Origin of the sequence: Flavobacterium sp., from assembly GCF_027484945.1 — a bacterium.
Lineage (GTDB): Bacteria > Bacteroidota > Bacteroidia > Flavobacteriales > Flavobacteriaceae > Flavobacterium.
This window is the reverse complement of record NZ_JAIXRZ010000017.1, coordinates 1-22,691: the sequence shown is the minus strand read 5'-3', so window position 1 is coordinate 22,691 and position 22,691 is coordinate 1. Positions and strand designations below refer to the sequence as shown.

Below are 22,691 nucleotides of genomic sequence, written 5' to 3'. Positions count from 1 at the left end.
TAATTATTAAGGATTTACTCTATGCGGAAAGTGGTTTTAACGGGTTATATGGGCTCTGGAAAGTCGGTAATTGGCGCACATTTAGCTCTTCAATTAGGTGTGCCTTGGATTGATTTGGACGCAGCGATTGAAAAAACGACGGCACTTTCTATTGCAAATCTTATGGCTACGCGCGGTGAATTATATTTTCGGAAAATTGAGCATCAAATCCTTACCGATTTATTACAAACTGAACATGAATTTGTGCTAAGTCTGGGCGGTGGTACCCCATGCTATTATGAAAACTACAAGTTGTTATCCCAAGTTGAATCCTTTTTTTTAAAAGCAACTGTCCCCACACTAGTTGAACGTTTATTACCTGAACGCCATGAACGACCACTGTTAGCAAATTTGGCCGATTCTGAACTCGAGGAATTTATTGCCAAACACTTGTTTGATCGCAATTTTTATTACATGCAATCCAAATATAGTATTGCCACTGATGGTAAATCGATTGCCGAATTGGTTGCCGAAATTACAAAGCTGTTAGCTTAAAACAGCATAGGATGTGTCCGCTTCAAATACCACAGCTACATGTTCTTTTGAAGAAGTTGATAATGAAATTCCTTTAAAATCGACTTTAATCGGGAATTGTTTATGATTACGATCAACTAAAACGGCCGTTTTGAATTTTTTTAAGGGGACATCCAAGAAGTGTTTAACTCCATACATTAGCGTGCTTCCCGAATTAAGCACATCATCAACTAAAACAATGCCTTTGTTTGTATATTCTGAGGGTTGCAAAGAGGTTGCAACGGCTGCTAACGGGTTTTGTTTGTCGAGTGTAACTTCACATAAAATAATTTTCAATGGCGCAATCGTTGCTAGTGTTGCTGCTATTTTTTGTGCGAAAACAAATCCATTCGAAGCAATACCTGCAATAACAACCGTTTCTTCTTCCACAAAAGTTTCATAAATCTGGTACGCTATTCGCTTGATTTTATGTTCGATTTCCTGGTGACTGAGAATGATGTTCTGACTCATAATGGTGAAGTAAGTTATTTTTTGATAAAGATAAAAAAGAGTTCGTTGCCTTTACGGGGTCCAATCGAATTATAGGCAGTCTCCAATGTTTTTATTTCAAATGCCGATGAAAACCGCGAAATGTATTCTGTTTGTGACCCACCAAATGGAGGCCCTGATTGGTCTAGGGGAAATTGAAACAATAAACCGATTAATTTTCCACCCTGTTGCAATAAATCCAACATTTTATCAACATAACGATTTCGCAACTGAGGATCTAGGGCACAAAAAAAAGTTTGTTCAATAATGAGGTCATACTTACCTGAATGCTCAAAAAAGTCACCATGAATTAGATGTTTGTCACCAATTAAAGGGAGTCGTTGTTGGATATTTTTAAGGGGTTGTGATGCGTAATCCAGTATAAAAGAATGTGTAAAACCTTCCTGGATTAAGTATTCAAATTCGTACCCATTTCCACCACCGGGTAGTAAAATACGTACCGATTTGTCGGTCAATTGATCGATATAATCCTTTAATGGAGTAGTTATCGTACCAACATCCCAACCGGTTTCGTTGTTTTGATATCGGTTTTCCCAATAATTTCTATTCAATGGTGTCGTCATCCCAGTTGTTTTCTTCTAATTCATCTAGATCGCGTCGGTCTTTTTTGGTCGGTCTACCTGTGCCTGCCCGACGGTAGTGTTCTTTTGATAAGCGTAGCATTTCTAAATGGGCAAACGCTTCAGGAGGAGTGTTGTCTTTGCAATATACCGTAACTAGTTTTGCACCAACTCGATTAAGTGGTAGGTCTAAAACCGAAATTTGATAGGTAATTTGATCCTTGCGAAAGCTAATCGAATCGCCTGGATACACCTCCCGAGAGGCTTTACAAACCTGGCTATTTACGGAAACTTGATTTTTTTTACAAGCTTCTGTAGCCATATTTCGTGATTTGTAATAGCGAACACACCAAAGGTATTTGTCGACTCTCATAAAATGGTAAAAACTACGTTAAATAGTTTACAAAAATAAATCAATATTGTATCTTGCACCCTAAAAGTTTTGAAAAAATGCAATTGAAATTATCCGGATTATTTGCCCTTGTTTTAGCTGTTTTGACCGTATCTTGTACTAGAGAAAGTTCAAATACAGTTCAAATACGTGATTATGCAGAACAATATGCAGCTGATCGTTTAGCAATCGATGAATTTTTAGACACCCATTACATGGTGGTCGATCCTACGTCCTATGATGTAGATTTTTATAAAATTCCCGACGGAGGAACACAAGTATCGATAAAAGACCAAACGGAATATCCTTTAAAAGATACCCTAATTAACGAAGATGGAATTACCTATAAAGTCGATTTTATAAAATTTAGAGAAGGAACCCAAAAACGCCCTACTCAAGTCGATTCGGTTCACGTAGCATATAAAGGATTGACCCTAGATTTAAGCACGTTTGACCAAGCGGAAAGTCCGGTTTGGTTTCTTTTAGAATCGGTAATATCGGGTTGGTCTCATATGTTACCCAACTTTAAATCGGGTACCTATACTAGTACACCTGGACAACCTTTGAATTTTCAAAATTATGGTGCAGGTATATTGTTTTTGCCTTCGGGTTTGGGGTATTATAATGGAATTACCGGAACTATAGGGTCCTATCAACCCCTCATTTTTAGTTTTAAATTGGTCGAAATGCAATACCGTGATCATGACCGTGACGGTATTTTGTCAAAAGATGAGCGGGCTTTTCCGATAACTAACTGGAGTAATAATCCAACCGATTATGACACGGATTCGGATGGAATACCTAATTATCGTGATATCGATGATGATAATGATTATTACTACACCAAAAATGAACGTTTGGCGGGAACATTTGTCAGTCCAGTTAGCGGCGCAAACGTTAATTATTATTATCCATTATTTGGTGCTGCTACCGATGATCCTGCAACACCTTGGGATGAAAGTAAAGGAATTCCCGACTGCAATGGTGATTATACAACACCGACGCGAACACCGCGCCATTTGAATAAAAATTGTCACGAATAAACAAAAAATCCCGAAAGTTATTTCGGGATTTTTTTGTTATTGACCTAGTTTTTTACGTTCTTTAGTGTAAGTGGTTAATTTCTTACCATACAATGATTGCGCAATTTTTGGTTTCATCGATTTTTGAATGGTATCCAAATATTTTAAGGACACATCGGGTATCTCAGCTAAAGTTACATAGGGAGCGATTTCATAGTCGCCATGATTTACTGCAAAATTAGTGGTCATTAAATAGCGTCGTTTTAAATTATCATCTTGCTCCGCTTGAATACTGTCAACGCGCGCTTGATTTTTTTCATTCATAGCAAGTATGCGTAATTGAATCAGGTCAAGATTTTTATCGATTAAGCGCGACATCATTAGTTTATACTCATCATATAGGGCTTGGTTTTTTGAACCTGTAATTTTGGCATCAGCTGTAAAATACTCTAACGAACTTTCGATAGTCATCACCCCGGGCTCTGCAAAAAATGGTAAATTATTGTCCAATGAATTGGATACTCCACGATCGATAAACAAGTACAGCATTTCGGGATGTTTTAAATCAATATGGGTTTTAAAATCGGATTGGCCATTGAATTTTAGCGTGTCAATTGGAACCAATACGGAGTCATTTTTAATCCGTTGGATGTATAAGGTACCTTTTTTGAATCCTTTTATAGTTCCCGAAATAGTTAATCCCGAAGTTGGTTTGGCTTCTTCTTTGCCACAACCGATTAGTAAACCGCCCGTTAGTAGTCCAAAAATAAATTTACGCATGATTTTTAAATTTTGGAAAAAAAAAAAAAAAATCCCCAATTTAATTGACAAATTGAGGACTTTCAATATAAATATTACCCGCAAGTTATCGTTTCAACCAAGATTCTTTTAATTGCGACTTTGTAGCGTCGATAGTTGTAAAACCCTCTATTTCGGTATAGGATTGAATTGCTTTTCCATTCAAAACCAATTCGTTACCATTTCTTTTTACGGTAAATGTCACCGATTCATTGTCTTTCCAATTTTGTACGGTATCCATAACCGCACTAATGGTTTCAATTGAATACGGGGTGTTGTTTATACTTAGAATAATATCTTCTTCTTTCAACCCTAATGATTTCATGAAAGGGGACAATTCAATACCTTTTCGTACTAAAAGTTGTTTGTCACTATTTGATGTAATACAGGGTGAATTGTTATTAAAAAGCGGGTTAGCTACTTTTTTTATTTTTCCCTTGCCAATTCCCATTTTAGCAAAATAAATCGAATAATCAATTGGAGTATTTCCAGAAACATGCGTTCGTAAAAATTCACCAATTTCGGGATAGGTAAGCGCTGTTACACGATCAAACAGTTCTACATCGTTAAAAGGACGTGACGGACCAAATTCTTGGGTCAGCTTTTGCATTAAATCCAAAACACCCCGCTCACCATTGCTTTTTTCTCGGATTAAAATATCAAGACACATTCCAATTAAAGCCCCTTTTTCATAAACATTGGTATATTGGTCTTTGTATGGAGGGGTCAGTACATTTTGACTCATTTCTGTAAACGGCATCGTGTCGTTATAGCGTTTTGCATTTCGAATTTTTTCACGCATACGGTTTAAAAACGCTTCTTCAGAAATCAATCCTTGGTTAACTTGAAATAGGTTGGCAAAATACTCCGTTATTCCTTCATACATCCATAAATGTTGCGACATTTTAGGCGTATTGAAATCAAAATCATGGATCTCTTTCGAATGTACTCCAAGCGGTGTTACAATATGGAAAAACTCATGCGATACCACATCAATTAATTGTTTTCCCAACATTTCTTTACCCATTAATTCAGGGAAAACAACGGTTGTAGAAGAATTGTGCTCTAAGGCGCCAAAACCTTTGGCATCTGCTGCTTCCATATCTGACAAGTACAACAATATGGCGTATTTTTTATTGTTGTTTATCGGACCTAAAAATTTCTTCTGTGCACGAATCATTTTCTCAATATCAGGCGATAAAGCCGAAGCCGTATGCTTGCCTGTAGGCGAATAAACACTAAATAAAATATCCATCCCTTCAACGTTAAATGTTGTATAATCAGGTTTGGAATACATTATTGGATTGTCAACCAACTCATTATACCGGCTAGCAATAAAAATATCGTTAGTTTTACTTTCGTCGGTATCGACAAGAGCCGTTGCTCCGTATAGTGTTTCAGGATGTTTTATAGAAAGGATATAATTGAGCGCTTCCTTTTTTTCAAAATAACCAATAAAGCCATGTTGGTTAATCATAAAATTTCTTTCTGCTGCAATATTGGTTCCCGCTGGCGAGAAAATGCCCTCACCAAAACGCATACTTTTTTCGTTGTCATAAGTGTCATTGACCCAATAGGTAAGTGTTTTTAAACGGTTTGCATCCTTGATTTGCCACGAATTTTTGTCAACAACGATTACTTGTAGTTCGTTGCCTTTTGCATCAAATGCTTTTACGTTTTCTACCATTTTTCCATAGTCATCAGAAGAATAGGTGCCTGGTATAATTTTCGGAATATGATAAACAATTTCAGATTCAGAGAGGGTAGGTGCAGTAATGGTAACTTTAACTTTGTCTTCTTTTACATCGATTAAATCCAAATTCACGGCAACTTGTTGACGTAATTCAACGGTTTTTGGTGCCGAACCACAAGCAATTAGAAGACCAGCTGTGGCAATGGAGAGAACTATTTTTTTCATACCAATTAAATTATAATGCATAAGTAGTTGGAGTTTCTTTTTCGTTACAATTGATTGACAAATTGTGTGATAATTGAAGATAATGTAGGTGCAATGGGTAGGTTTCCATCGGTATATGATTTTCTGTTCTCTTCCTCGGTTGGTGTGATTTTTAATACATGATTCATGTTGGGAATAATACTAATTTGTGCTGTTGGTGCGGCTTTTTTTAAAAGTTCGGCATCAGTTACCGCAACTTGTAAATCTTTATCGCCATTAATTATTAGAACAGGTATTTTTAATTTTTGAATTTCGACTGCGGGATTGTACTGAAACCATGAGTTTAAATAAGGAATTACACTAGGTCTAAATAGTAATGCCGCATTTTTCAGGGGTGTATCGCATTGCCATTTTCCCGATAGTTTCATCGCGTCGATACATTGTTTAATGGATGAATACATTTCGGGTTTTTCACGCGCTAATTGTTCGGCTAAAACTTCATCTGCGGGTCGTCCGGGTCCAGATAACGAGACAAATCCCTGCACGCCTTGTTGCGCAGCCAATAGACCAATCAACGAACCCTCACTATGTCCCGCAATGACAATTCGTGTATACGTGTTTTCTTTTTTAAAATAATTTAAAACAGCGACAGCATCAGTAACCATATCCTCAAAGCGAAGGCTACTTTCGTCTACAGTTTTGTTAATCATTTGCGCTATAATGCGTTTGTCATAGCTAAAAAAAGCGATACCATTTTGGGCTAATTGTTGACCTAAAAATTTATAACAATTGGTTACAACTCCAGGTTGGTTGCCATTGCGGTTAGTCGGACCCGAACCGGCTATCAGTATAAGCAACGTTTTAGAACCTGTAGTAGGGGTAAGTAAGTTTCCTTTTATTAAAGAATTGACTTCGATTTCTTGGGTTGAATAATTGGTTTGACTAAATACTGGGATTGCAAAACAACAATAGATAACTAGCAAAAATGCTTTCATAGGAAGAAAATTACGCATCGAAAGTATGAAATTTCCCAATGGAAACTACCTTTTGGAAATTTTATTTCCCGTGATTTGTCGTTGTAAGGTACACTTAAAACGATCGATTCCGGTCACGCGTTTTTGGGCATGTTTGGTGGCTCTACCTTGAACACGTTTGCGCCACATACGAAAACTAGAAGCTTTCATTTCCTTTCGCATTAAGTTGATGGTATCTTGCTCTGATAATCCAAATTGAAATTTAATGGCTTCAAAAGGCGTTCGGTCTTCCCAAGCCATTTCAATAATGCGGTCAATTTGTTCGAAGGAGAGATTGTTTGTTTTCATTACTACAAAAATCGCACAGAAATAAAAAAACGCTTGCTAAATAAGCGTTAAATTTTGTTTCGAATGTAGTATTTACTATCTAAATCGTCATCAAATGGATCATTCATGGGGCGTGGCTTCGGTTTACTCGATGAAGCTTTCTTTTTCCACAATTCAAAGTTGTCTTTAGATAGTTGTTTACGCATGAGTTCTGTAACGTCACCTTCAGCTAAGCCAAATTCTGCTTTTAAAACTTCAAAAGGTTTGCGTTCCTCCTGAGCCATAGTGACTACACGTTCGATTTGCTCAGGGCTAAGTTCTACTCTTTTACTTTTTTTCATTAGTCGAAAAGTACAATTTAACGTTTATCGTTTCTTTATTTTATAAAAAATGGTATTTCAATATTACTAAAAAAAATAAAATCAAAAAAATGGAAACAAAAAAATTATACCGAATCGGGTTTACGAATAGGTTGAAATGGAATTTTCAATAAATTTCCCAAGGCGTTATTTTCCTTTGGATCGCTATGGGTGTCAATACCGTAAATAAGTTCATTCCGATTTTTATAGCGATAGGTTCCAAAAAGACGATCCCAAATCGAAAAAATATTACCATAGTTGCTATCGGTATAGGGGAGTTGGTAATGGTGATGAATTTTATGCATATCTGGCGAAACTATAAAATAGCTGAGCACTAGATCCAATTTGCGCGGCAATACGATATTGGCATGATTGAATTGGGTGAAGATTACAGAGAGGGTTTGATAGGCAAAAACCAACCACATCGGACTACCAACAAGGAGTACTCCAATTGTGGTAAATATAAAACGAATGACGCTTTCGCCGGGATGATGGCGGTTGGCTGAGGTAGTATCTACAAATGTATCGGTGTGGTGGATTAAATGGAAGCGCCAAAGGGGATACCAGCGGTGTTCTACATAATGAACGGCATAGGCTCCGACTAAATCCAAGACCAGTAGCCCAACTAAACTATACATTACAATTGGCATTTCGGGAAGCCAATTTAACAAGCCAAAATCATGTTCGTCTGCCCAATTAGCGGCATATAAAAGGATAAAAGCCAATAAAAAATTAATTACAATCGTTGTGAACGTAAAAAAAAGATTAATGCCTGCATGTTGCCATTTGTTGTATTGAAACTTAAAAAAGGGGAATGCACTTTCGAATAGCCAAAAAAATGCAATTCCTCCCGCTAGTATTGCGGCTCGATGTTGCGAAGGTATGTTCTCAAAATAAGCGATAATTTCATTCATAACTAAGGGATTTACTCAAAAGTACAAATTATTTCAATAGTCGAAAGGTTAGATTTATTCGAGGTCCTACTAATTGAGAAGTTTTTGGAACTTGGTGTTTCCAAAAATGCTGCGTAGTTCCGCGCATTAGAAGTAAACTTCCGGGTGTTAGATTGATTTTAAGTTTGGAATCTTTATAGGTATTATGTTGCAAATGGAACATTCGTTCCGCCCCCAAACTCAAAGAGGCAATCACAGGGTTTCGACCCAATTCACGTTCATTGTCTGCATGCCAACCATTACTGTCTTGACCATTTCGATATAAATTGAGTAGTACGGTTGTAAATCGTTCGTGACAAACCGATTCAACGGACTCTTTTATAAAAGTCAATAAGGGGTTCCACGGGTGGGGTTGCATCACAATAGTTGAATAGGCATAGGGTTTTCCTTCATTTCCAAACAAAGCCGTTAGCCGCGGTTGGGGATAGGTTTTTCCATAAACGGTAATGGAATCCTGTTGCCAAGGCACGTCTTGTTTTAATTTTTCAAAAAAAACAAGTGCTTGTTCAAATGCAATAAAGTGTGGATACAAAATTATTTCTGCATCGGGAACATCAAATCGTATCGGTTCATGTGATTGGAAAAGCGACATACGCAAAATTAGGGAGTCTATCTTTTGTATCCAATTAAACTTTTTTTGAATGAATATTCATTAAAAAAATGGCAAAAAGAATCAACGCAATACCAATCCACTGAATAACAGCAATTCTTTCATTTAAAATTATATAAGCCATCATTACGGAAACGGGAAGTTCTAAAGCTGATATAATGCTTCCTAATCCAATTCCTGTAATTGGAAATCCGGCATTCATCAAGATAGGAGGAATTATGGTGCCAAAAAGTGCCAAAAAAATACCCCATTTTAAAAAAATAGAAAAATTAAAGGGTGTGTTTTGAGTTAAAAGCGCAAAGCCAAAAACAATAACCGCTCCACCAATTAACATGTACAAACTGCGTTGCACAGAAGAAATTCCAACTGCCACTCGATTAGCTGTAAACAGGGTAGTTGTAAAAGAAGCCGCCGCCATTAAGCCCCAGCCTATTCCGTTCCAATCGATTGTTGTATTTTGATTAAGACTATTGGTTGCTAAAATAGTTCCCGTCAATACAATAAGGACGGAAATAAGTTTTTGAATGGATGGAGTCTTTTTTGTTAGTATCCATTCTGCCAAAACACCCATCCAAACCGATTGCATTAACAATATTATCGCGATGGAAACCGAAATATATCGAACCGATACATAGTAGAATACACTTGTTAATCCCATAGAAGTACCTGCCAAAAGTAGCTGTAGTATGTTTTTTGGAGTAGCTTTTTCTACTGAATTATTTGCCTTGTATTTTGTGAAGATATTGATTAAGAGCATCCCAATTATTCCATAAATAAATTGAGATACGGTTACTTCTGCTGTGGTATACTTTTCCATATAGGCCACTTTTACAAACGTAGCTAACATGCCATAACTTGAAGCACCTAGTCCGACATAAACAATTCCTTTAAAAAGATTGGTGTTTGACATTGTTTTTAATTTTGAAAAGCCGGCAAAGATACACCTTAACTTTTCAAATCACCAAGATTCCAACTTGAATGCTAAAAAATTCCTGTTAATGGCGATTGTGTAATGCCAATTTGGTTTGGATTAAAGGCGAGTTTTTGTTCTAATAATCGAGCATAAACACTTCGGAAATCAATTTCGTGTTGTAAATCACCTTGGATTAATTGCTCCAAATTCGGATTCTTCCCGATTACTTTTCCAGTAGTCTTTCCACCAATGATAAAAAGAGGTGCCGCCGTGCCATGATCGGTTCCATTTCCATTATCCTTGACCCGACGACCAAACTCTGAAAAGACAACAATAGTAACTTGTGATAATAATCCCGCTTTTTTGATTTCTTGATAAAATGCAAAAACGGCTTCATTCAATTCTCCTAATTTGTTTTTATGAACTGTCAATTGATTGTCATGGGTATCAAATCCATTATGACTAGTGTAATAGACATTGGAATGTAAATTCCCTTTAATCAAACGTGCTATCCATTCTAAATTTTTACCTAATGCACTTTTGGGATAACTGATTTCAGTAGTCGATTGATCCAAAGCTTTCCGGATTTCTTCAGCGCCTTCTGTGATCGAATGCGCAATTTTACGAACAAAGTCCAATTGTGGATTATCGGATAGTTTGGTGGCTTCCGTTTCATTTTTACTCCGAAAGCGATCAGGGTCTTTTATGGTTATGGCATTTGGCTCTTTCCCTTTTAATGCTAAATTATCAATACTATCCAAATTGACCCCTCCCGTTGGATGATGCTCTTTGTAATGGATGTCCAAGTAACGTCCCAACCAACCTTCATTCAAATATTGTTGCGAATCCGATGCCGTTTGCCAAATTTCTTGACTTCGAAAATGCGAACGATTCGGGTCGGGATAACCCACGTTTTGCACCACGCACAAATCACCATTTTGTTGGATGGCTGCCCAGTTTTTCAAAGCAGGATGCCAGCCCATTCCCGCATTTTTACCTATAATTTCACTTTTTGGAATTCCCACATTGCGACGGTACTCATAATACAAAGGATCATCATACGGTATAAATGTATTGAGACCATCATTTCCGCCATTTAATTGAATGAAAACTACACATGAGTCAGCCACTACTCCCGAAGTATGTGTGCCTAATTTATGTAAAATATCAGGAACGATTAAAAGTCCGCTTGTAAACGTTCCCGTTAAGCTTAAAAAGTTTCTACGATTCATCTTATATCAATTGAAATTCGGGGGTTTTTACCATATAGTTGAATAACCGAAGTACGGCATTTTGAGCACTAGCACTTTGGCCATCAAAATCATATTTTAAAACCGTTTCCATATCTTTTTGGAGATCAGGACCAATATGAAAAAGCAGTCTATTACTTAGTTTATGGATAATTTTTATATTAGAATCCGAAGGTGTGAAATCAATTTTAATCGGTAGTTTTTCCATATTCATTTTTGGGACTTCACTATTTTCAGTTACATCTTTAAACATTCTTCGATTAATCATTAGCCCACTACACAATAAGTCACAGCTATTTTGGCGTTGTAAATAAATTTGAGATGTAAGCCAATTGGTACCGCCTACCCAACCTTTTACATTGGGTGGATTCAATAAATCCATACCTTGCTGCTTTAGAAAGAAAACTAAAACAGGTAAGGACGGTTCCTTTATTTCGAGTTCATCATGAAGTTGGATAATAAATTCTAACGGATTTTTAATTTTACTTCCGGCATTTGGTTTGGCGTATTCTTCGGTGAAAATTTTTATCAATAAAGGTTGAATTTCAAAGTTCACTTTTCGAAAATAATCCCCATAATATGTGACTAAAGCAGTTGTTGGTTCATCATAAATAAACCATTGTAAGATTTTACGCGTGATTAAATAAGGTATTTTAGGTTGTTCAAAAATGTTGTCCACCAAATCATCGGCTTTAAAATGCCCTGTTTTCCCCAAATAAGTAATGCTGTCATTATCTTCAATTCGCGGTCGATACATTGCTTGTTGCTCCCCTATGGTTAAGCCTGCGAGAGCTTTGGCGCCATTTTTAATGTCGTCTTCAGTATAATTTCCAATACCCAAAGTGAAAAGTTCGAGCAGTTCCCGACTCAAATTTTCATTTATTTCTCCCCGTTTGTTGTCAACATTATCTAAATAACGAACCATAGCATTGGTTTGGATAACGGCCTTTGTGAGGGTTTTAAAATTCCCAAAAGCCATTTCACGAAGGAGTTGATTATGTTGATAAATCCACCAATTCACTTTAACTTTTTGACTTGAGGCAACAAAATGATTGTGCCAAAAAAGAACCATTTTTTCGCGTAGTGGATAATCAGCCTGTATAATTTCATTTAACCACCATTGTTTGAGTTCACCCTCTTTTTGGATTTGCTTTTTGATTAATTTTTTTGCTTCTTCACTTTGACCGTTTTTGAATTGTTGTCTTTTTTCCCGAAGTTCTTGTAGTGATTTTGGATCCTCTTTAAGGCAACTAGGTTCTGTTTTTGAAAAAGGTGCAGCAAAGGCATTTGTCAAATATTTTTCAATCCCCAAAGCTTTGATTTTACTAGCTTGTCGATTCGAAAATCCGAGACGAAGTGACCATAGATTTTGGAGTTCCATAGGGGTTTGTTTTTCAATTGGACAAATTTTAACAAGAAAGGTTTAAATAAATTTTTAAAAATGAAGTTAATACATAGTACTAAACTTGATATGATGAGAAATTCACTTTTTTTTACTATTGTCTTACTCTTAATTTGTTGTAATATTGGTCATTCCACGAAAAATATCCAACTTCCATCACCCGCAAAGTCGTATGCTAAAAATCACCAAGAGGCTCGTTCCTTTTGTGAAATGAATGGATACGCTACCGATTTTTATTATTTAATAGACTTAAGTATCCATCCAGGTAGGTTTCGCTTTTTTATATATGATTTTAAAAAGAAGGTTATTACACACAAAAATATTGTGACCCATGGCAGTTGTGATGTTTTTGAAGCCAATCCTGATCAATGGGAAAAACCCAAATTTGATACCCGCAAAGACAGTCATTGCAGTATGAAAGGTAAATTTAAGATTGGGAAACGGGATTACAGTTCTTGGGGTATTAATGTTAAATATTGGTTACATGGATTGGAAGTTCAGAACCAATCGGCTGTAGATCGAATGGTAGTATTACATTCTTGGAGTGCGGTCTCTAATCATGAGATTTATCCTCGCGTGAGTCCATTGAGCTGGGGATGTCCCGCTGTTTCCGATGCATTCATGCGTAAATTAGATCAACAATTACAAGCAACAAAGAAACCAGTTTTGTTATGGATAATTGAATGATATAAATAATATTTTATTGATATTATTTAAAACATAAATAATAATATATGAATTAATTTGTGCAAATTTGTAAAGCTAAATCAAAAACAATGACAAGAATTACTATTGCAAAAGGAGATGGAATTGGTCCAGAAATCATGGACGCTACATTATCCATTTTAAAAGCTGCCGGTGCAGCATTGGAATATGACGAGATAGAAGTTGGTGAAAAAGTCTATTTATCGGGAAACACAGCCGGTATTGCCGCTACATCATGGGATACGATTCGTCAAAATAAAATATTTTTAAAAGCCCCAATAACAACACCTCAAGGTGGCGGATATAAGAGTTTGAATGTAACCACTCGGAAGTTTTTGGGTTTGTATTCCAATGTTAGACCCTGTTTGGCTTTGAGTCCGTATGTAACCACAAAGCACCCGCAAATGGATTTAGTGATTATACGCGAAAATGAAGAAGATTTGTATGCGGGTATTGAACACCAGCAAACCGATGAAGTCGTTCAATGTTTAAAGTTAATAAGTCGTCCAGGTTGTGAAAAAATAATCCGTTATGCATTTGAATATGCTCGTGCCTTTGGACGTAAAAAAGTAACATGCTTCACGAAGGATAACATAATGAAGCAATCCGATGGATTATTTCATAAAGTATTTGATGAAATTGCGGTGGAGTATCCAGAAATCGAAAATGAGCATTGGATAATTGATATCGGAGCAGCCAAATTGGCCGATACTCCCGAAGCATTTGATGTAATTGTTACCCTAAATTTATATGGTGATGTCTTATCCGATGTAGCGGCTCAAATTGCTGGATCGGTAGGTATGGCAGGTTCTGCTAATATTGGAGAACAATGTGCGATGTTTGAAGCGATTCATGGTTCAGCTCCGCGACGTGCTGGGCAAGATATGGCCAATCCATCGGGTTTGTTGCAGGGTGCAATCATGATGTTGCAACATATCGGTCAAAATGATGTTGCCGAAAAAATACAAAATGCATGGTTAAAAACCATAGAAGATGGTATTCATACGTATGACATACACAAGGAAGGGATTAGTTCGCAAAAAGTGGGCACACAAGCTTTTGCTGCCGCTATAATCGAACGATTAGGTCAACAGCCCCAAGTGTTAAAATCCGTTACTTATGGTGAGTCCAAACCGATGCAATTACCAAAATACAAACGTCCAGTTGCCAAGTCAAAAACGTTGCATGGAGTTGATTTATTCGTGCATTGGTCGGGAGATCAGCCCGATGAGCTCGCAAAAAAAGTGAACTTACTTTCGGATCCCGATATGAACTTGACCATGATAACCAATCGCGGTATAAAAGTATGGCCTGAGGGATTTTCTGAAACTTTTTGTACCGATCACTGGAGATGTCGTTTTAAATCTTCTACGAGTGCAGAAATGAGTAAAGTAAAAATCATTCAATTACTACAAAAGGCAAATGCATTGGAATTGGATGTGATAAAAACCGAAAACTTGTATCATTTTGATGGCGAACCCGCTTTCTCATTAGGTCAAGGACAATAAAAGTAAACCTATGGAACTCGATTTATTTCAAGGTCGGTTTGATGCTAAGGAATGCGTAGCAATGGTTCGCGAGCTGGTAGCCCTTCAAATCAAATTTCATGAGCGTAAAATTGCTACTGTTTTGTCTGAAGAGGATATCAAATTTCGTGAAAAGTGCATCAAAGATTTACAAGCACAACTGCAGCAGTTTACACAGCAGTTACAGCAAAAGGAATCACCTTCTCATGTAAAAGCATCGCTACACGTTTCTATATAATAGATTTTAAACTTGTAGTTAACTAAAGGTTTTAAAACAAAGGTTTTTAAAAAAAGAATTGATAGTGAATAGGAAAGATGAAGAGCAAACTGATTTTGTACAGCAGTAATTAAAACGAATAAAAGCATAATAGGTAACTTTGCATAATATACCGCTTTTTTAAAATTCGTAAATTGTTCTGATAAATGGATATGATTTACATCGGTTTTCAAATGTACGTTAATTATGAATGCTTTTTTAGGTAGAAAATTACTCATTGCTACGGCACATCAGAAAGAACGTGTTATTGCTCCTATTCTTGAACAGGGTTTAAAAGTCGAATGCTTTGTCCCTACAAAAATAAACACCGATAGTTTAGGTACATTTTCTGGTGAAATTGCTCGAACCGGCGATGTGCTTTCTACCCTTCGCGCCAAGTGCATTCTCGCTATGAAAGAGAATCCTGTTGATTTGGTACTTGCTAGCGAAGGGTCTTTCGGTGCGCATCCTTCCAGTCCGTTTTTGCCTGCAAATTATGAAATGGTACTGCTAAAGGATGTGCAAAACAATACTGAATATTCGGGCTCATATTGGACACCGAATACCAATTTTTCAGCTTCCGAAATAAAGGATGAAGAAGCTATGGAACAATTTATGGAGCAAATCGGATTTCCTTCACACGGATTGATTTTAAGGAAAGACGCACAAAGTTATCATCCTATTTTTAAAGGGATTACTTCTGTTGATTCTCTATGGGAACACTTTTATTATTTAAAAAAGCACTTTGATTCAGTGTATGCAGAAACGGATATGCGTGCTTTATACAATCCAAAACGAATGCAAGCGATAGCCCATGCAACTGAAAATTTGATTGAAAATATACGGTCGCTCTGTCCTCAATGTGCAGCACCGGGTTTTTCAATTGTTAAAATGGAATCGGGTTTGCCGTGTTTATGGTGTAAACAACCCACACGTTCCCCTTTGTATGCACTCAGAAGCTGTAGTGTTTGTACCTTTGAACAAAAAGATTTCTATCCATTGGATAAAAAAGTAGAAGATCCTCAATTTTGTGACTATTGTAACCCCTAACTCATGCATACCTCCGAAATACAAATAGCTAAATTATATCTTGTAAATGAAGATGTTGTAGCCATTCCAACGGAAACGGTTTATGGATTGGCAGCTAATATTTACAGTGAGAAAGCGGTACAGAAAATTTATCATTTGAAAAAACGCCCAAAGAGTAGTCCTTTGATTGTTCATGTTGATTCTATAGCTCAATGTGAAGCGTTAGTGAATGCAATACCTGATCCAATCTACACATTAATGGCTCATTTTTGGCCGGGGCCATTAACGGTTTTACTACCCAAAAATGATAGCGTTCCGGAGTGGGTCACTGGAGAAAGTCCGTTTGTAGGTATACGTATGCCGAATCATGCGTTGACCTTAGATTTAATTAGAGAATGTGGTTTTCCATTGGCCGCTCCCAGTGCAAATCCCTTTTCAAAAATTAGTCCAACTACCGCTCAAATGGTTGATCATTATTTTAAAGAAGATGCTGTTTTTGTTTTAAATGGAGGTCCTTGTTCTTCGGGATTGGAATCGACTATCGTTGGATTTGAGAATAATCAGGTTAAAGTTTACCGATTGGGCGCTTTATCCTTAGAGGCTATTACAGCTGTTGTCGGTGATGTATTATATGAAGGAAAACCCGATAAAGTATTTTTTACACCGGGTAGATTCCCTAAACATTATGCACCCAATACCCCAGTGGTTTTAACTGAAGACCTTGAAAGTACACTCACTTTATATGGCGAAGATACAACTCAAAGAATAGCAGTATTATCGTATTTTCCCATACAAAATCTTCCTGAAAATTGTCAATTATTTTTATGGGAAATCAATGAAAATTGGGAAGCAGTTGCGCAACAGCTCTATGCAACCTTATTTTCAATTGACCGTATGCAATTTGATGTGATGCTTATACAAAAATTTCCAGAAGAAGGTTTAGGCAAAACAATTAATGATCGTCTTAACCGTGCTTCAATACAATAAATATGGATTTGCATTTACTTTTTGATAATCTAACCAATCCAGCATTATTATTTTTCTTGCTTGGGATTATTGCGGTTCAACTTAAAAGTGACTTGAGAATTCCGCAGAATTCCTCAAAATTCATTTCAATTTATTTATTGTTTTCTATCGGATTTAAAGGTGGCCAAGAACTATCCCACAGTACGTTTAATCATGAAATCATGGGAGCGGTTTTACTTGGGTCACTCTCCGCTTTTCTTATTCCAATTTATACTTTTTTTATCCTAAAACGAAATTTTTCGGTATACGATTCAGGAGCAATAGCGGCTTCGTATGGTTCAGTAAGTGCGGTAACTTTTGTAACTGCTGGAAGTTTTTTAGAAATGTTAGGGTATCATTTTAATGGTTATATGGTTGCTGTTATGGCCATTATGGAGGTGCCAGCCATTATAGTTGGTGTTAGTATGATTCGCCTTTTTGCCCCCGATAAAGAAGGACCAAAAGTACTTAATATCATCAGACATTCCCTTACAAATGGAAGTGTTCTTTTGATATTAGGTAGCTTGTGTATCGGATTTTTAGCCAATGAAGAACAAGCACAAGGAATCAAACCTTTTACGAATGATTTGTTTAAAGGGTTTTTAGCTGTTTTTCTTTTGGATATGGGAATTAGTAGTGGCGAAAAGTTGAATGATTTTTTTAAAAATGGAAAATTCGCCCTTTTATTTTCGCTTTTTATTCCACTTATTAATGGCTGTTGTTTAGCCTTTTTTTCAGGCCTTTTTGTAGAAGAAATTGGTAACCGATTTATGTTGGCAATTTTAGCGGCAAGTGCCTCTTATATCGCCGTTCCAGCGGCAATGAAAATTGCGGTTCCTAAAGCTAATCCGGGTTTGTTTTTACCCATGGCGTTGGCCATTACATTCCCTTTTAACATCACTTTAGGGATGCCGTTGTTTTTATCTATTGTTTTGAGTAATTGATTTTTTTCAATACTATGTTTGGTTAGAATGGACAGCTATGCTGTCAAATGAGAAATCCCGATTTATTCGGGATTTCTTTATTTTAAAGTGATATGATTTTTTTATTCTAAATGCTTAATACATTTATTGAATTAATTCAAAACTGCGTTTTACAAAAGCGGTCAATTCTTCTCCTTTTAATAATCCTTGTGCTATTTTGGCCAAATCAAGCGCTTGTTTAACCAATGCTTCTTGCGTTTCGGCATCGGCTTGAATTAGTTTTGAAGCCAATTCAGCATTGGAATTAATAACCAAATTATACATTTCTGGGAAGTTGCCAAAGCCCATCATTCCACCTCCGCCTGTTTGGCTCATTTCTTTCATTCGACGCATAAATTCCGGCTGGGTAATCATAAACGGAACCGTAGTGCTTTCCATCGCTTCAACCTGAACTGTATAATTGGTTTTTGGCACATGATTTTCAACAATCCCTTTTAATTGTTCGCGCTCTTCATCGGAAAGTTTAGAAGGTGTAGTGTCTTCTTTTTCGATTAATTTATCGATGTGATCAGCATCTACTCGAACAAATGTAAGTTTTTCATTGTCGGCTTCTAATTTCTGAATCAAATGCGAAACAATAGGTGAATCCAACAAAACAACTTGGTATCCTTTTTCTTTAGCGATATCAATATAACTGTGTTGTTGTTCTTTATTGGATGCATATAAGACTACCAGTTTGCCGTTTTTGTCGGTTTGCACATCTTGAATGGCTTCTTTCAATTCTGCAAGCGTAAAATAGGTGCCGTCAACGGTTGGATACAATACAAAATCGCCCGCTTTTTCATAAAACTTGGGTTCAGTTAACATACCGTATTCCAAAACGATTTTAATATCGTTCCATTTTTGTTCAAAATCTTCCCGATTTTCATTGAACAATGCTTTCAGTTTATCGGCTACTTTACGCGTAATGTAATTGGATATTTTTTTTACATTTCCATCGGCTTGAAGGTAAGAGCGCGATACGTTTAGTGGAATATCGGGTGAGTCAATAACACCGCGAAGCATGCCCAAAAATTCGGGAACAATTCCCTCTACATTATCGGTAACAAAAACTTGGTTTTGGTACAATTGGATTTTATCCTTTTGCATTTGTACCTCTTGAGACATTTTTGGGAAATATAAAATTCCGGTCAAATTGAAAGGATAATCAACATTCAAATGAATATGAAATAATGGATCTTCAAATTGCATTGGGTACAATTCCCTGTAGAATTTTTGGTAATCCTCATCTTCTAAGTCGGTAGGTTGCTTGGTCCAAGCCGGTTCTGGATTATTGATAATATGATCTACCTCCATGTATTCTGTTTGGTAGTCGTCGCCAGCATCTTCAGGTTTGGGTAATGCTTCTTTACGTGTACCAAATTTGATTGGAATAGGCATGAATTTGTTGTATTTACGCAACAATTCCCCAATGCGGTGTTCTTCCAAAAACTCGACAGCATCTTCAGCAATATGTAAAATGATTTCAGTTCCACGTTCGGTTTTATCGTGGGGTACCAAAGTGAATTCCGGACTACCATCACATGTCCAATGAGCCGCCGGTTCATCTTTGAAAGATTTCGTAATGATTTCTACTTTTTCAGCTACCATGAATGCCGAATAGAATCCGAGACCGAAATGCCCTATAATACCTGCGTCTTTTGCTCCATCCTTATACTTCTCCAAAAATTCTTCAGCTCCCGAGAAAGCAACCTGGTTGATATATTTTTCTACTTCATCTGCCGTCATCCCTAAGCCTTGGTCAATGATATGCAGTTTTTTAGCTTCTTTGTCAATTTTTACCTCTATAATAGGAAAACCATATTCTACATTGGCCTCGCCTATACCGGTAAGGTGTTTGAGTTTTAATGTTGCATCAGTGGCATTGGATACCAATTCACGAAGGAAAATCTCGTGGTCACTATAAAGAAATTTTTTGATTAACGGGAAGATGTTCTCTACTGAGACATTAATTTTTCCGGTTGCCATAGTATTTATAATTAAGTTATACAATTTTTCATAGGGACATAACAAAGAAAGTACCATTTCAAATAAAACTGACAAATTGTCGCTACACGAATGTATACATACGTTTTAAAATTGGCTACCCTTAAATTGATTAAGCCATGTATGATCTCAAATAGAAACGGTTAGGTTGAAAATAGATCTTTTTGTAGCGTCACTTTTTTTGAAATTAAAAATTAACAAATATTTTTGTTTAGTTTTTTGATTAAAAGGTTAAACAATTATTATCTTTACATCAAATACGCAGATCATGGAGTCCACAACTCAGAAACGAAGAAAAAAAGATCCCGTCGATGACCAACGATTGATTGCTTTATATATGGATTCGGTGGTATCAAACAATATGGAACCCAAAAATGTATATCTTTTTTGTAAAGAAAATGCGATTCAAGAGTCTGATTTTTACATTCACTTTGGGTCAATTCGAGCCTTAAAAGAAGCGATTTGGATTCAATTCTTTGACCATGCAGTAGCTACTATGCAAATGGATCAGGCCTATGCTACATATAGTAATCGCGATAAATTATTGACTTTATATTTTACTTTATTTGAGTTGTTCACATTGAATCGAAGTTATATTTTGTTTCAATTTGAAGGCCACCAAAATGCTTTAAAAAACGGAAGTACTCTCAAAGGAATGCGTTCTCGTTTTAAAGAATTTATCGAAACAATGTTGGATTCTACTACTGATACAACCTGTGAAAATAGTTGGACAAAAGTTTCAAAGCCTGTTTTAGCTGAAGGATATTGGGTTAATTTTTTAATGGTATTGAAATTTTGGATTGAAGATACCTCAAAAGGTTTCGAGAAAACCGATGTTCTGATTGAAAAATCAATTAATACCGCAATGGATTTAACCCATTCGCAACCTTTAGAGCGGTTGTTAGATTTAGGTAAGTTTTTGTGGAAAGAAAACAGAAATTAATTAAATGAAGACGCTTGATAAAATACCTACCGGAAAAATTGAACGGGCGAGTCAGTTGGTGAAAACTGGACTCAAAGTGGGTACCAATTATGTAGCGTATTATGGTGAAAAGATTGTCAATCCAAACGTAAGTCGCGACAAGCTCAACGAAAATAATGCGGAGGACATTTATGACGGTTTAAAAAATTTAAAAGGCAGTGCTTTAAAAGTTGCTCAAATGTTGAGTATGGACAAAAGTATTATGCCACAACAATATGTAGATAAGTTCTCGTTATCGCAGTTTAGTGTGCCACCGCTATCGGCACCTCTAGTGCGAAAAACGTTTAAAAAATATTTAGGTCAGTATCCGGAAAACTTATACGACACGTTTACACCCGATGCCAGTAACGCCGCTAGTATTGGTCAGGTGCACAAGGCAACTAAGGATGGGAAAAATCTTGCTGTGAAAATTCAATACCCCGGTGTTGCGGAGAGTATAAGTTCGGATTTGGCCTTGGTAAAACCCTTTGCTACTCGGATGTTTAATCTAAAGGGCAAAGATTCAGAAAGGTATTTTAAAGAAGTCGAAGACAAGTTGCTGGAAGAAACCGATTATGATTTGGAATTACAGCAAAGTTTGCAAATGAAACAATTGTGCAGTGCTATTGAAAACCTTCGTTTCCCTAATTATTTTCCTGAATATTCTTCTTCCAAGATTTTAACGATGGAGTGGATTGATGGATTGCATTTATCCGAATTTTCACTACAAAATAAAGATGCGGAATTAGGTGATCGTATTGGTCAGGTGCTTTGGGACTTTTATATGTTTCAAATGCATCAGTTAAAACAGGTTCATGCTGATCCCCATCCGGGTAATTTTTTGGTGGATAAAGAAGGGAATTTAGTAGCAATTGACTTTGGGTGTATTAAACAAGTACCACTCGATTTTTATAGGCCCTATTTTGAACTGGCCGATAAAGATAAAATTAACGATCCGTTAGTTTTTAAAGAAAAATTATTTGAATTAGAAATTTTACGCTTCGATGATCGTCCGGAAGAAGTAGTTTATTTTACAAAAATCTTTCATGAGTTGTTGGGATTATTTACCCAACCTTTTCACACGGATTATTTTGATTTTTCAGATGAAGATTTTTTTGGAAAAATAGCCACAATGGGGGAGGAGTTCGCTAAAGATACCCAACTGCGAAAAATGAATGGAAATCGAGGTTCCAAACATTTTTTGTATATCAACCGCACATTTTTTGGATTATATAATCTATTACACGATTTAAAAGCACGTGTGCATACACGTCATTTTGAAAAGTACTTGCAAACAAGCAAGTAATGTTTGTTTATTTATTGGTTAGGTTGACAAAGGTGATTCATAGCAATCACCTTTGTTGTTTTTCATCGAATTTAGTCCGTACTTTTGCACTATGTTACATGTTCGTAAAATTCAATTTTCATACCGTGATCAACCCACAATTCATTCGCTATCTTTTTCGCTTGAACAGGGTAAAACTTTAGCGGTTATTGGAGAAAGTGGTTGTGGGAAAAGTACGTTGCTCCAACTTATTTACGGGTTGTATGATTTGGATGAGGGGCAAATATTTTGGAACGATCAAGAAGTTTTGGGACCAAAATACCATTTGATTCCAGGCATGGAATACATGAAGTATTTAGCGCAAGATTTTGATTTGATGCCCTTTATTACTGTTGCTGAAAATGTAGGTAAATATTTATCAAACATTGATCCCGAGC

General features: G+C 36.5%; 25 protein-coding genes. 11 read left to right on the top strand and 14 right to left on the bottom strand.

Annotated features, from left to right (window positions below; all coding sequences use genetic code 11):
* The first annotated feature begins 21 nt into the window (after positions 1-21).
* Positions 22-534 (top strand): shikimate kinase, encoded by a 513-nt coding sequence (locus Q0039_RS02525; protein WP_297508570.1) that lies wholly within the window; start codon positions 22-24, stop codon positions 532-534.
* On the opposite strand, the gene Q0039_RS02520 is transcribed toward Q0039_RS02525, so the two are convergent.
* The 3 genes from Q0039_RS02520 to Q0039_RS02510 are packed head-to-tail and all read right to left on the bottom strand — an operon-like array spanning position 526 to position 1,995.
* The gene (locus Q0039_RS02520) at positions 526-1,023 is read right to left on the bottom strand and encodes a phosphoribosyltransferase family protein (RefSeq protein WP_297508567.1); all 498 of its coding nucleotides are present in this window, start codon (positions 1,021-1,023) and stop codon (positions 526-528) included. The genes Q0039_RS02525 and Q0039_RS02520 overlap by 9 nt on opposite strands.
* A gap of 14 nt (positions 1,024-1,037) precedes the next feature.
* Positions 1,038-1,625, bottom strand: a complete 588-nt coding sequence (locus Q0039_RS02515) for an SAM-dependent methyltransferase (RefSeq protein WP_297508564.1) — start codon at positions 1,623-1,625, stop codon at positions 1,038-1,040.
* Positions 1,606-1,995: a S4 domain-containing protein gene (locus Q0039_RS02510; RefSeq protein ID WP_297508561.1), complete on the bottom strand. Its 390-nt coding sequence runs from the start codon at positions 1,993-1,995 to the stop codon at positions 1,606-1,608. The genes Q0039_RS02515 and Q0039_RS02510 overlap by 20 nt, the downstream gene beginning before the upstream one ends.
* A 77-nt stretch (positions 1,996-2,072) precedes the next feature.
* Between Q0039_RS02510 and Q0039_RS02505 the strand changes: the two genes are divergently transcribed.
* On the top strand, positions 2,073-3,056 hold the full coding sequence (locus Q0039_RS02505) for an FKBP-type peptidylprolyl isomerase (RefSeq protein WP_297508558.1): 984 nt from the start codon (positions 2,073-2,075) through the stop codon (positions 3,054-3,056).
* A gap of 36 nt (positions 3,057-3,092) precedes the next feature.
* On the opposite strand, the gene Q0039_RS02500 is transcribed toward Q0039_RS02505, so the two are convergent.
* The 10 genes from Q0039_RS02500 to Q0039_RS02455 all read right to left on the bottom strand — a co-directional run bounded on the left by Q0039_RS02500 (position 3,093) and on the right by Q0039_RS02455 (position 12,497).
* A complete protein-coding gene (locus Q0039_RS02500; protein ID WP_297508555.1) occupies positions 3,093-3,815 on the bottom strand; it encodes a DUF4369 domain-containing protein in 723 nt (240 codons plus the stop codon).
* Between the two features lie 85 nt (positions 3,816-3,900).
* The gene (locus Q0039_RS02495) at positions 3,901-5,751 is read right to left on the bottom strand and encodes a peptidase M61 (RefSeq protein ID WP_297508553.1); all 1,851 of its coding nucleotides are present in this window, start codon (positions 5,749-5,751) and stop codon (positions 3,901-3,903) included.
* Positions 5,752-5,795: 44 nt separating this feature from the next.
* Positions 5,796-6,725 (bottom strand): alpha/beta hydrolase, encoded by a 930-nt coding sequence (locus Q0039_RS02490; protein WP_297508550.1) that lies wholly within the window; start codon positions 6,723-6,725, stop codon positions 5,796-5,798.
* Positions 6,726-6,770: 45 nt separating this feature from the next.
* Positions 6,771-7,052, bottom strand: a complete 282-nt coding sequence (locus tag Q0039_RS02485; protein WP_297508547.1) for a TIGR03643 family protein — start codon at positions 7,050-7,052, stop codon at positions 6,771-6,773.
* Between the two features lie 47 nt (positions 7,053-7,099).
* The gene (locus tag Q0039_RS02480; protein ID WP_297508544.1) at positions 7,100-7,372 is read right to left on the bottom strand and encodes a DUF2805 domain-containing protein; all 273 of its coding nucleotides are present in this window, start codon (positions 7,370-7,372) and stop codon (positions 7,100-7,102) included.
* A 104-nt stretch (positions 7,373-7,476) separates the two neighbouring features.
* Positions 7,477-8,304, bottom strand: a complete 828-nt coding sequence (locus tag Q0039_RS02475) for a sterol desaturase family protein (RefSeq protein WP_297508541.1) — start codon at positions 8,302-8,304, stop codon at positions 7,477-7,479.
* A gap of 28 nt (positions 8,305-8,332) precedes the next feature.
* Positions 8,333-8,935: an alpha-ketoglutarate-dependent dioxygenase AlkB gene (locus Q0039_RS02470; protein WP_297508537.1), complete on the bottom strand. Its 603-nt coding sequence runs from the start codon at positions 8,933-8,935 to the stop codon at positions 8,333-8,335.
* A gap of 34 nt (positions 8,936-8,969) precedes the next feature.
* Positions 8,970-9,863, bottom strand: coding sequence for a DMT family transporter (locus Q0039_RS02465; RefSeq protein ID WP_297508535.1), 894 nt, complete (start codon positions 9,861-9,863; stop codon positions 8,970-8,972).
* Between the two features lie 71 nt (positions 9,864-9,934).
* Positions 9,935-11,098, bottom strand: coding sequence for a DUF1501 domain-containing protein (locus Q0039_RS02460; protein ID WP_297508532.1), 1,164 nt, complete (start codon positions 11,096-11,098; stop codon positions 9,935-9,937).
* Between the two features lies 1 nt (position 11,099).
* Positions 11,100-12,497 (bottom strand): DUF1800 domain-containing protein, encoded by a 1,398-nt coding sequence (locus Q0039_RS02455; protein ID WP_297508529.1) that lies wholly within the window; start codon positions 12,495-12,497, stop codon positions 11,100-11,102.
* 93 nt (positions 12,498-12,590) lie between these two features.
* On the opposite strand from Q0039_RS02455, the gene Q0039_RS02450 reads away from it, so the two are divergent.
* From Q0039_RS02450 to Q0039_RS02425, 6 genes are all read left to right on the top strand, one after another.
* The gene (locus Q0039_RS02450; RefSeq protein WP_297508527.1) at positions 12,591-13,205 is read left to right on the top strand and encodes a murein L,D-transpeptidase catalytic domain-containing protein; all 615 of its coding nucleotides are present in this window, start codon (positions 12,591-12,593) and stop codon (positions 13,203-13,205) included.
* A gap of 89 nt (positions 13,206-13,294) precedes the next feature.
* On the top strand, positions 13,295-14,731 hold the full coding sequence (locus tag Q0039_RS02445) for an NADP-dependent isocitrate dehydrogenase (protein WP_297508523.1): 1,437 nt from the start codon (positions 13,295-13,297) through the stop codon (positions 14,729-14,731).
* Positions 14,732-14,741: 10 nt separating this feature from the next.
* Positions 14,742-14,987 carry a hypothetical protein gene (locus Q0039_RS02440; RefSeq protein WP_297508520.1) on the top strand — a complete coding sequence of 82 codons (246 nt, stop codon included), beginning with the start codon at positions 14,742-14,744 and terminating at the stop codon, positions 14,985-14,987.
* 225 nt (positions 14,988-15,212) lie between these two features.
* Positions 15,213-16,055 carry a DUF6671 family protein gene (locus Q0039_RS02435; protein WP_297508517.1) on the top strand — a complete coding sequence of 281 codons (843 nt, stop codon included), beginning with the start codon at positions 15,213-15,215 and terminating at the stop codon, positions 16,053-16,055.
* Between the two features lie 3 nt (positions 16,056-16,058).
* The gene (locus tag Q0039_RS02430) at positions 16,059-17,021 is read left to right on the top strand and encodes an L-threonylcarbamoyladenylate synthase (protein WP_297508514.1); all 963 of its coding nucleotides are present in this window, start codon (positions 16,059-16,061) and stop codon (positions 17,019-17,021) included.
* Between the two features lie 2 nt (positions 17,022-17,023).
* Positions 17,024-17,983 (top strand): sodium-dependent bicarbonate transport family permease, encoded by a 960-nt coding sequence (locus Q0039_RS02425; protein ID WP_297508512.1) that lies wholly within the window; start codon positions 17,024-17,026, stop codon positions 17,981-17,983.
* Positions 17,984-18,106: 123 nt separating this feature from the next.
* On the opposite strand, the gene htpG is transcribed toward Q0039_RS02425, so the two are convergent.
* Complete coding sequence (gene htpG / locus Q0039_RS02420) at positions 18,107-19,990, bottom strand: molecular chaperone HtpG (RefSeq protein ID WP_297508509.1); 1,884 nt, start codon at positions 19,988-19,990, stop codon at positions 18,107-18,109.
* Between the two features lie 286 nt (positions 19,991-20,276).
* On the opposite strand from htpG, the gene Q0039_RS02415 reads away from it, so the two are divergent.
* From Q0039_RS02415 to Q0039_RS02405, 3 genes are all read left to right on the top strand, one after another.
* A complete protein-coding gene (locus tag Q0039_RS02415; protein WP_297508506.1) occupies positions 20,277-20,951 on the top strand; it encodes a TetR family transcriptional regulator C-terminal domain-containing protein in 675 nt (224 codons plus the stop codon).
* A gap of 4 nt (positions 20,952-20,955) precedes the next feature.
* Positions 20,956-22,275, top strand: a complete 1,320-nt coding sequence (locus Q0039_RS02410) for a lipopolysaccharide core heptose(II) kinase RfaY (RefSeq protein WP_297508503.1) — start codon at positions 20,956-20,958, stop codon at positions 22,273-22,275.
* Positions 22,276-22,366: 91 nt separating this feature from the next.
* The coding region (locus Q0039_RS02405; RefSeq protein ID WP_297508500.1) for an ATP-binding cassette domain-containing protein at positions 22,367-22,691 on the top strand (325 nt) is incomplete at its 3' end.

Excerpts from the sequence above, each read along its gene's own strand:
- Q0039_RS02525 (WP_297508570.1), top strand. The coding sequence starts at position 22 with ATGCGGAAAGTGGTTTTAACGGGTTATATGGGCTCTGGAAAGTCGGTA.
- Q0039_RS02520 (WP_297508567.1), bottom strand. The coding sequence starts at position 1,023 with ATGAGTCAGAACATCATTCTCAGTCACCAGGAAATCGAACATAAAATC.
- Q0039_RS02515 (WP_297508564.1), bottom strand. The coding sequence starts at position 1,625 with ATGACGACACCATTGAATAGAAATTATTGGGAAAACCGATATCAAAAC.
- Q0039_RS02510 (WP_297508561.1), bottom strand. The coding sequence starts at position 1,995 with ATGAGAGTCGACAAATACCTTTGGTGTGTTCGCTATTACAAATCACGA.
- Q0039_RS02505 (WP_297508558.1), top strand. The coding sequence starts at position 2,073 with ATGCAATTGAAATTATCCGGATTATTTGCCCTTGTTTTAGCTGTTTTG.
- Q0039_RS02500 (WP_297508555.1), bottom strand. The coding sequence starts at position 3,815 with ATGCGTAAATTTATTTTTGGACTACTAACGGGCGGTTTACTAATCGGT.
- Q0039_RS02495 (WP_297508553.1), bottom strand. The coding sequence starts at position 5,751 with ATGAAAAAAATAGTTCTCTCCATTGCCACAGCTGGTCTTCTAATTGCT.
- Q0039_RS02490 (WP_297508550.1), bottom strand. The coding sequence starts at position 6,725 with ATGAAAGCATTTTTGCTAGTTATCTATTGTTGTTTTGCAATCCCAGTA.
- Q0039_RS02485 (WP_297508547.1), bottom strand. The coding sequence starts at position 7,052 with ATGAAAACAAACAATCTCTCCTTCGAACAAATTGACCGCATTATTGAA.
- Q0039_RS02480 (WP_297508544.1), bottom strand. The coding sequence starts at position 7,372 with ATGAAAAAAAGTAAAAGAGTAGAACTTAGCCCTGAGCAAATCGAACGT.
- Q0039_RS02475 (WP_297508541.1), bottom strand. The coding sequence starts at position 8,304 with ATGAATGAAATTATCGCTTATTTTGAGAACATACCTTCGCAACATCGA.
- Q0039_RS02470 (WP_297508537.1), bottom strand. The coding sequence starts at position 8,935 with ATGTCGCTTTTCCAATCACATGAACCGATACGATTTGATGTTCCCGAT.
- Q0039_RS02465 (WP_297508535.1), bottom strand. The coding sequence starts at position 9,863 with ATGTCAAACACCAATCTTTTTAAAGGAATTGTTTATGTCGGACTAGGT.
- Q0039_RS02460 (WP_297508532.1), bottom strand. The coding sequence starts at position 11,098 with ATGAATCGTAGAAACTTTTTAAGCTTAACGGGAACGTTTACAAGCGGA.
- Q0039_RS02455 (WP_297508529.1), bottom strand. The coding sequence starts at position 12,497 with ATGGAACTCCAAAATCTATGGTCACTTCGTCTCGGATTTTCGAATCGA.
- Q0039_RS02450 (WP_297508527.1), top strand. The coding sequence starts at position 12,591 with ATGAGAAATTCACTTTTTTTTACTATTGTCTTACTCTTAATTTGTTGT.
- Q0039_RS02445 (WP_297508523.1), top strand. The coding sequence starts at position 13,295 with ATGACAAGAATTACTATTGCAAAAGGAGATGGAATTGGTCCAGAAATC.
- Q0039_RS02440 (WP_297508520.1), top strand. The coding sequence starts at position 14,742 with ATGGAACTCGATTTATTTCAAGGTCGGTTTGATGCTAAGGAATGCGTA.
- Q0039_RS02435 (WP_297508517.1), top strand. The coding sequence starts at position 15,213 with ATGAATGCTTTTTTAGGTAGAAAATTACTCATTGCTACGGCACATCAG.
- Q0039_RS02430 (WP_297508514.1), top strand. The coding sequence starts at position 16,059 with ATGCATACCTCCGAAATACAAATAGCTAAATTATATCTTGTAAATGAA.
- Q0039_RS02425 (WP_297508512.1), top strand. The coding sequence starts at position 17,024 with ATGGATTTGCATTTACTTTTTGATAATCTAACCAATCCAGCATTATTA.
- htpG (WP_297508509.1), bottom strand. The coding sequence starts at position 19,990 with ATGGCAACCGGAAAAATTAATGTCTCAGTAGAGAACATCTTCCCGTTA.
- Q0039_RS02415 (WP_297508506.1), top strand. The coding sequence starts at position 20,277 with ATGGAGTCCACAACTCAGAAACGAAGAAAAAAAGATCCCGTCGATGAC.
- Q0039_RS02410 (WP_297508503.1), top strand. The coding sequence starts at position 20,956 with ATGAAGACGCTTGATAAAATACCTACCGGAAAAATTGAACGGGCGAGT.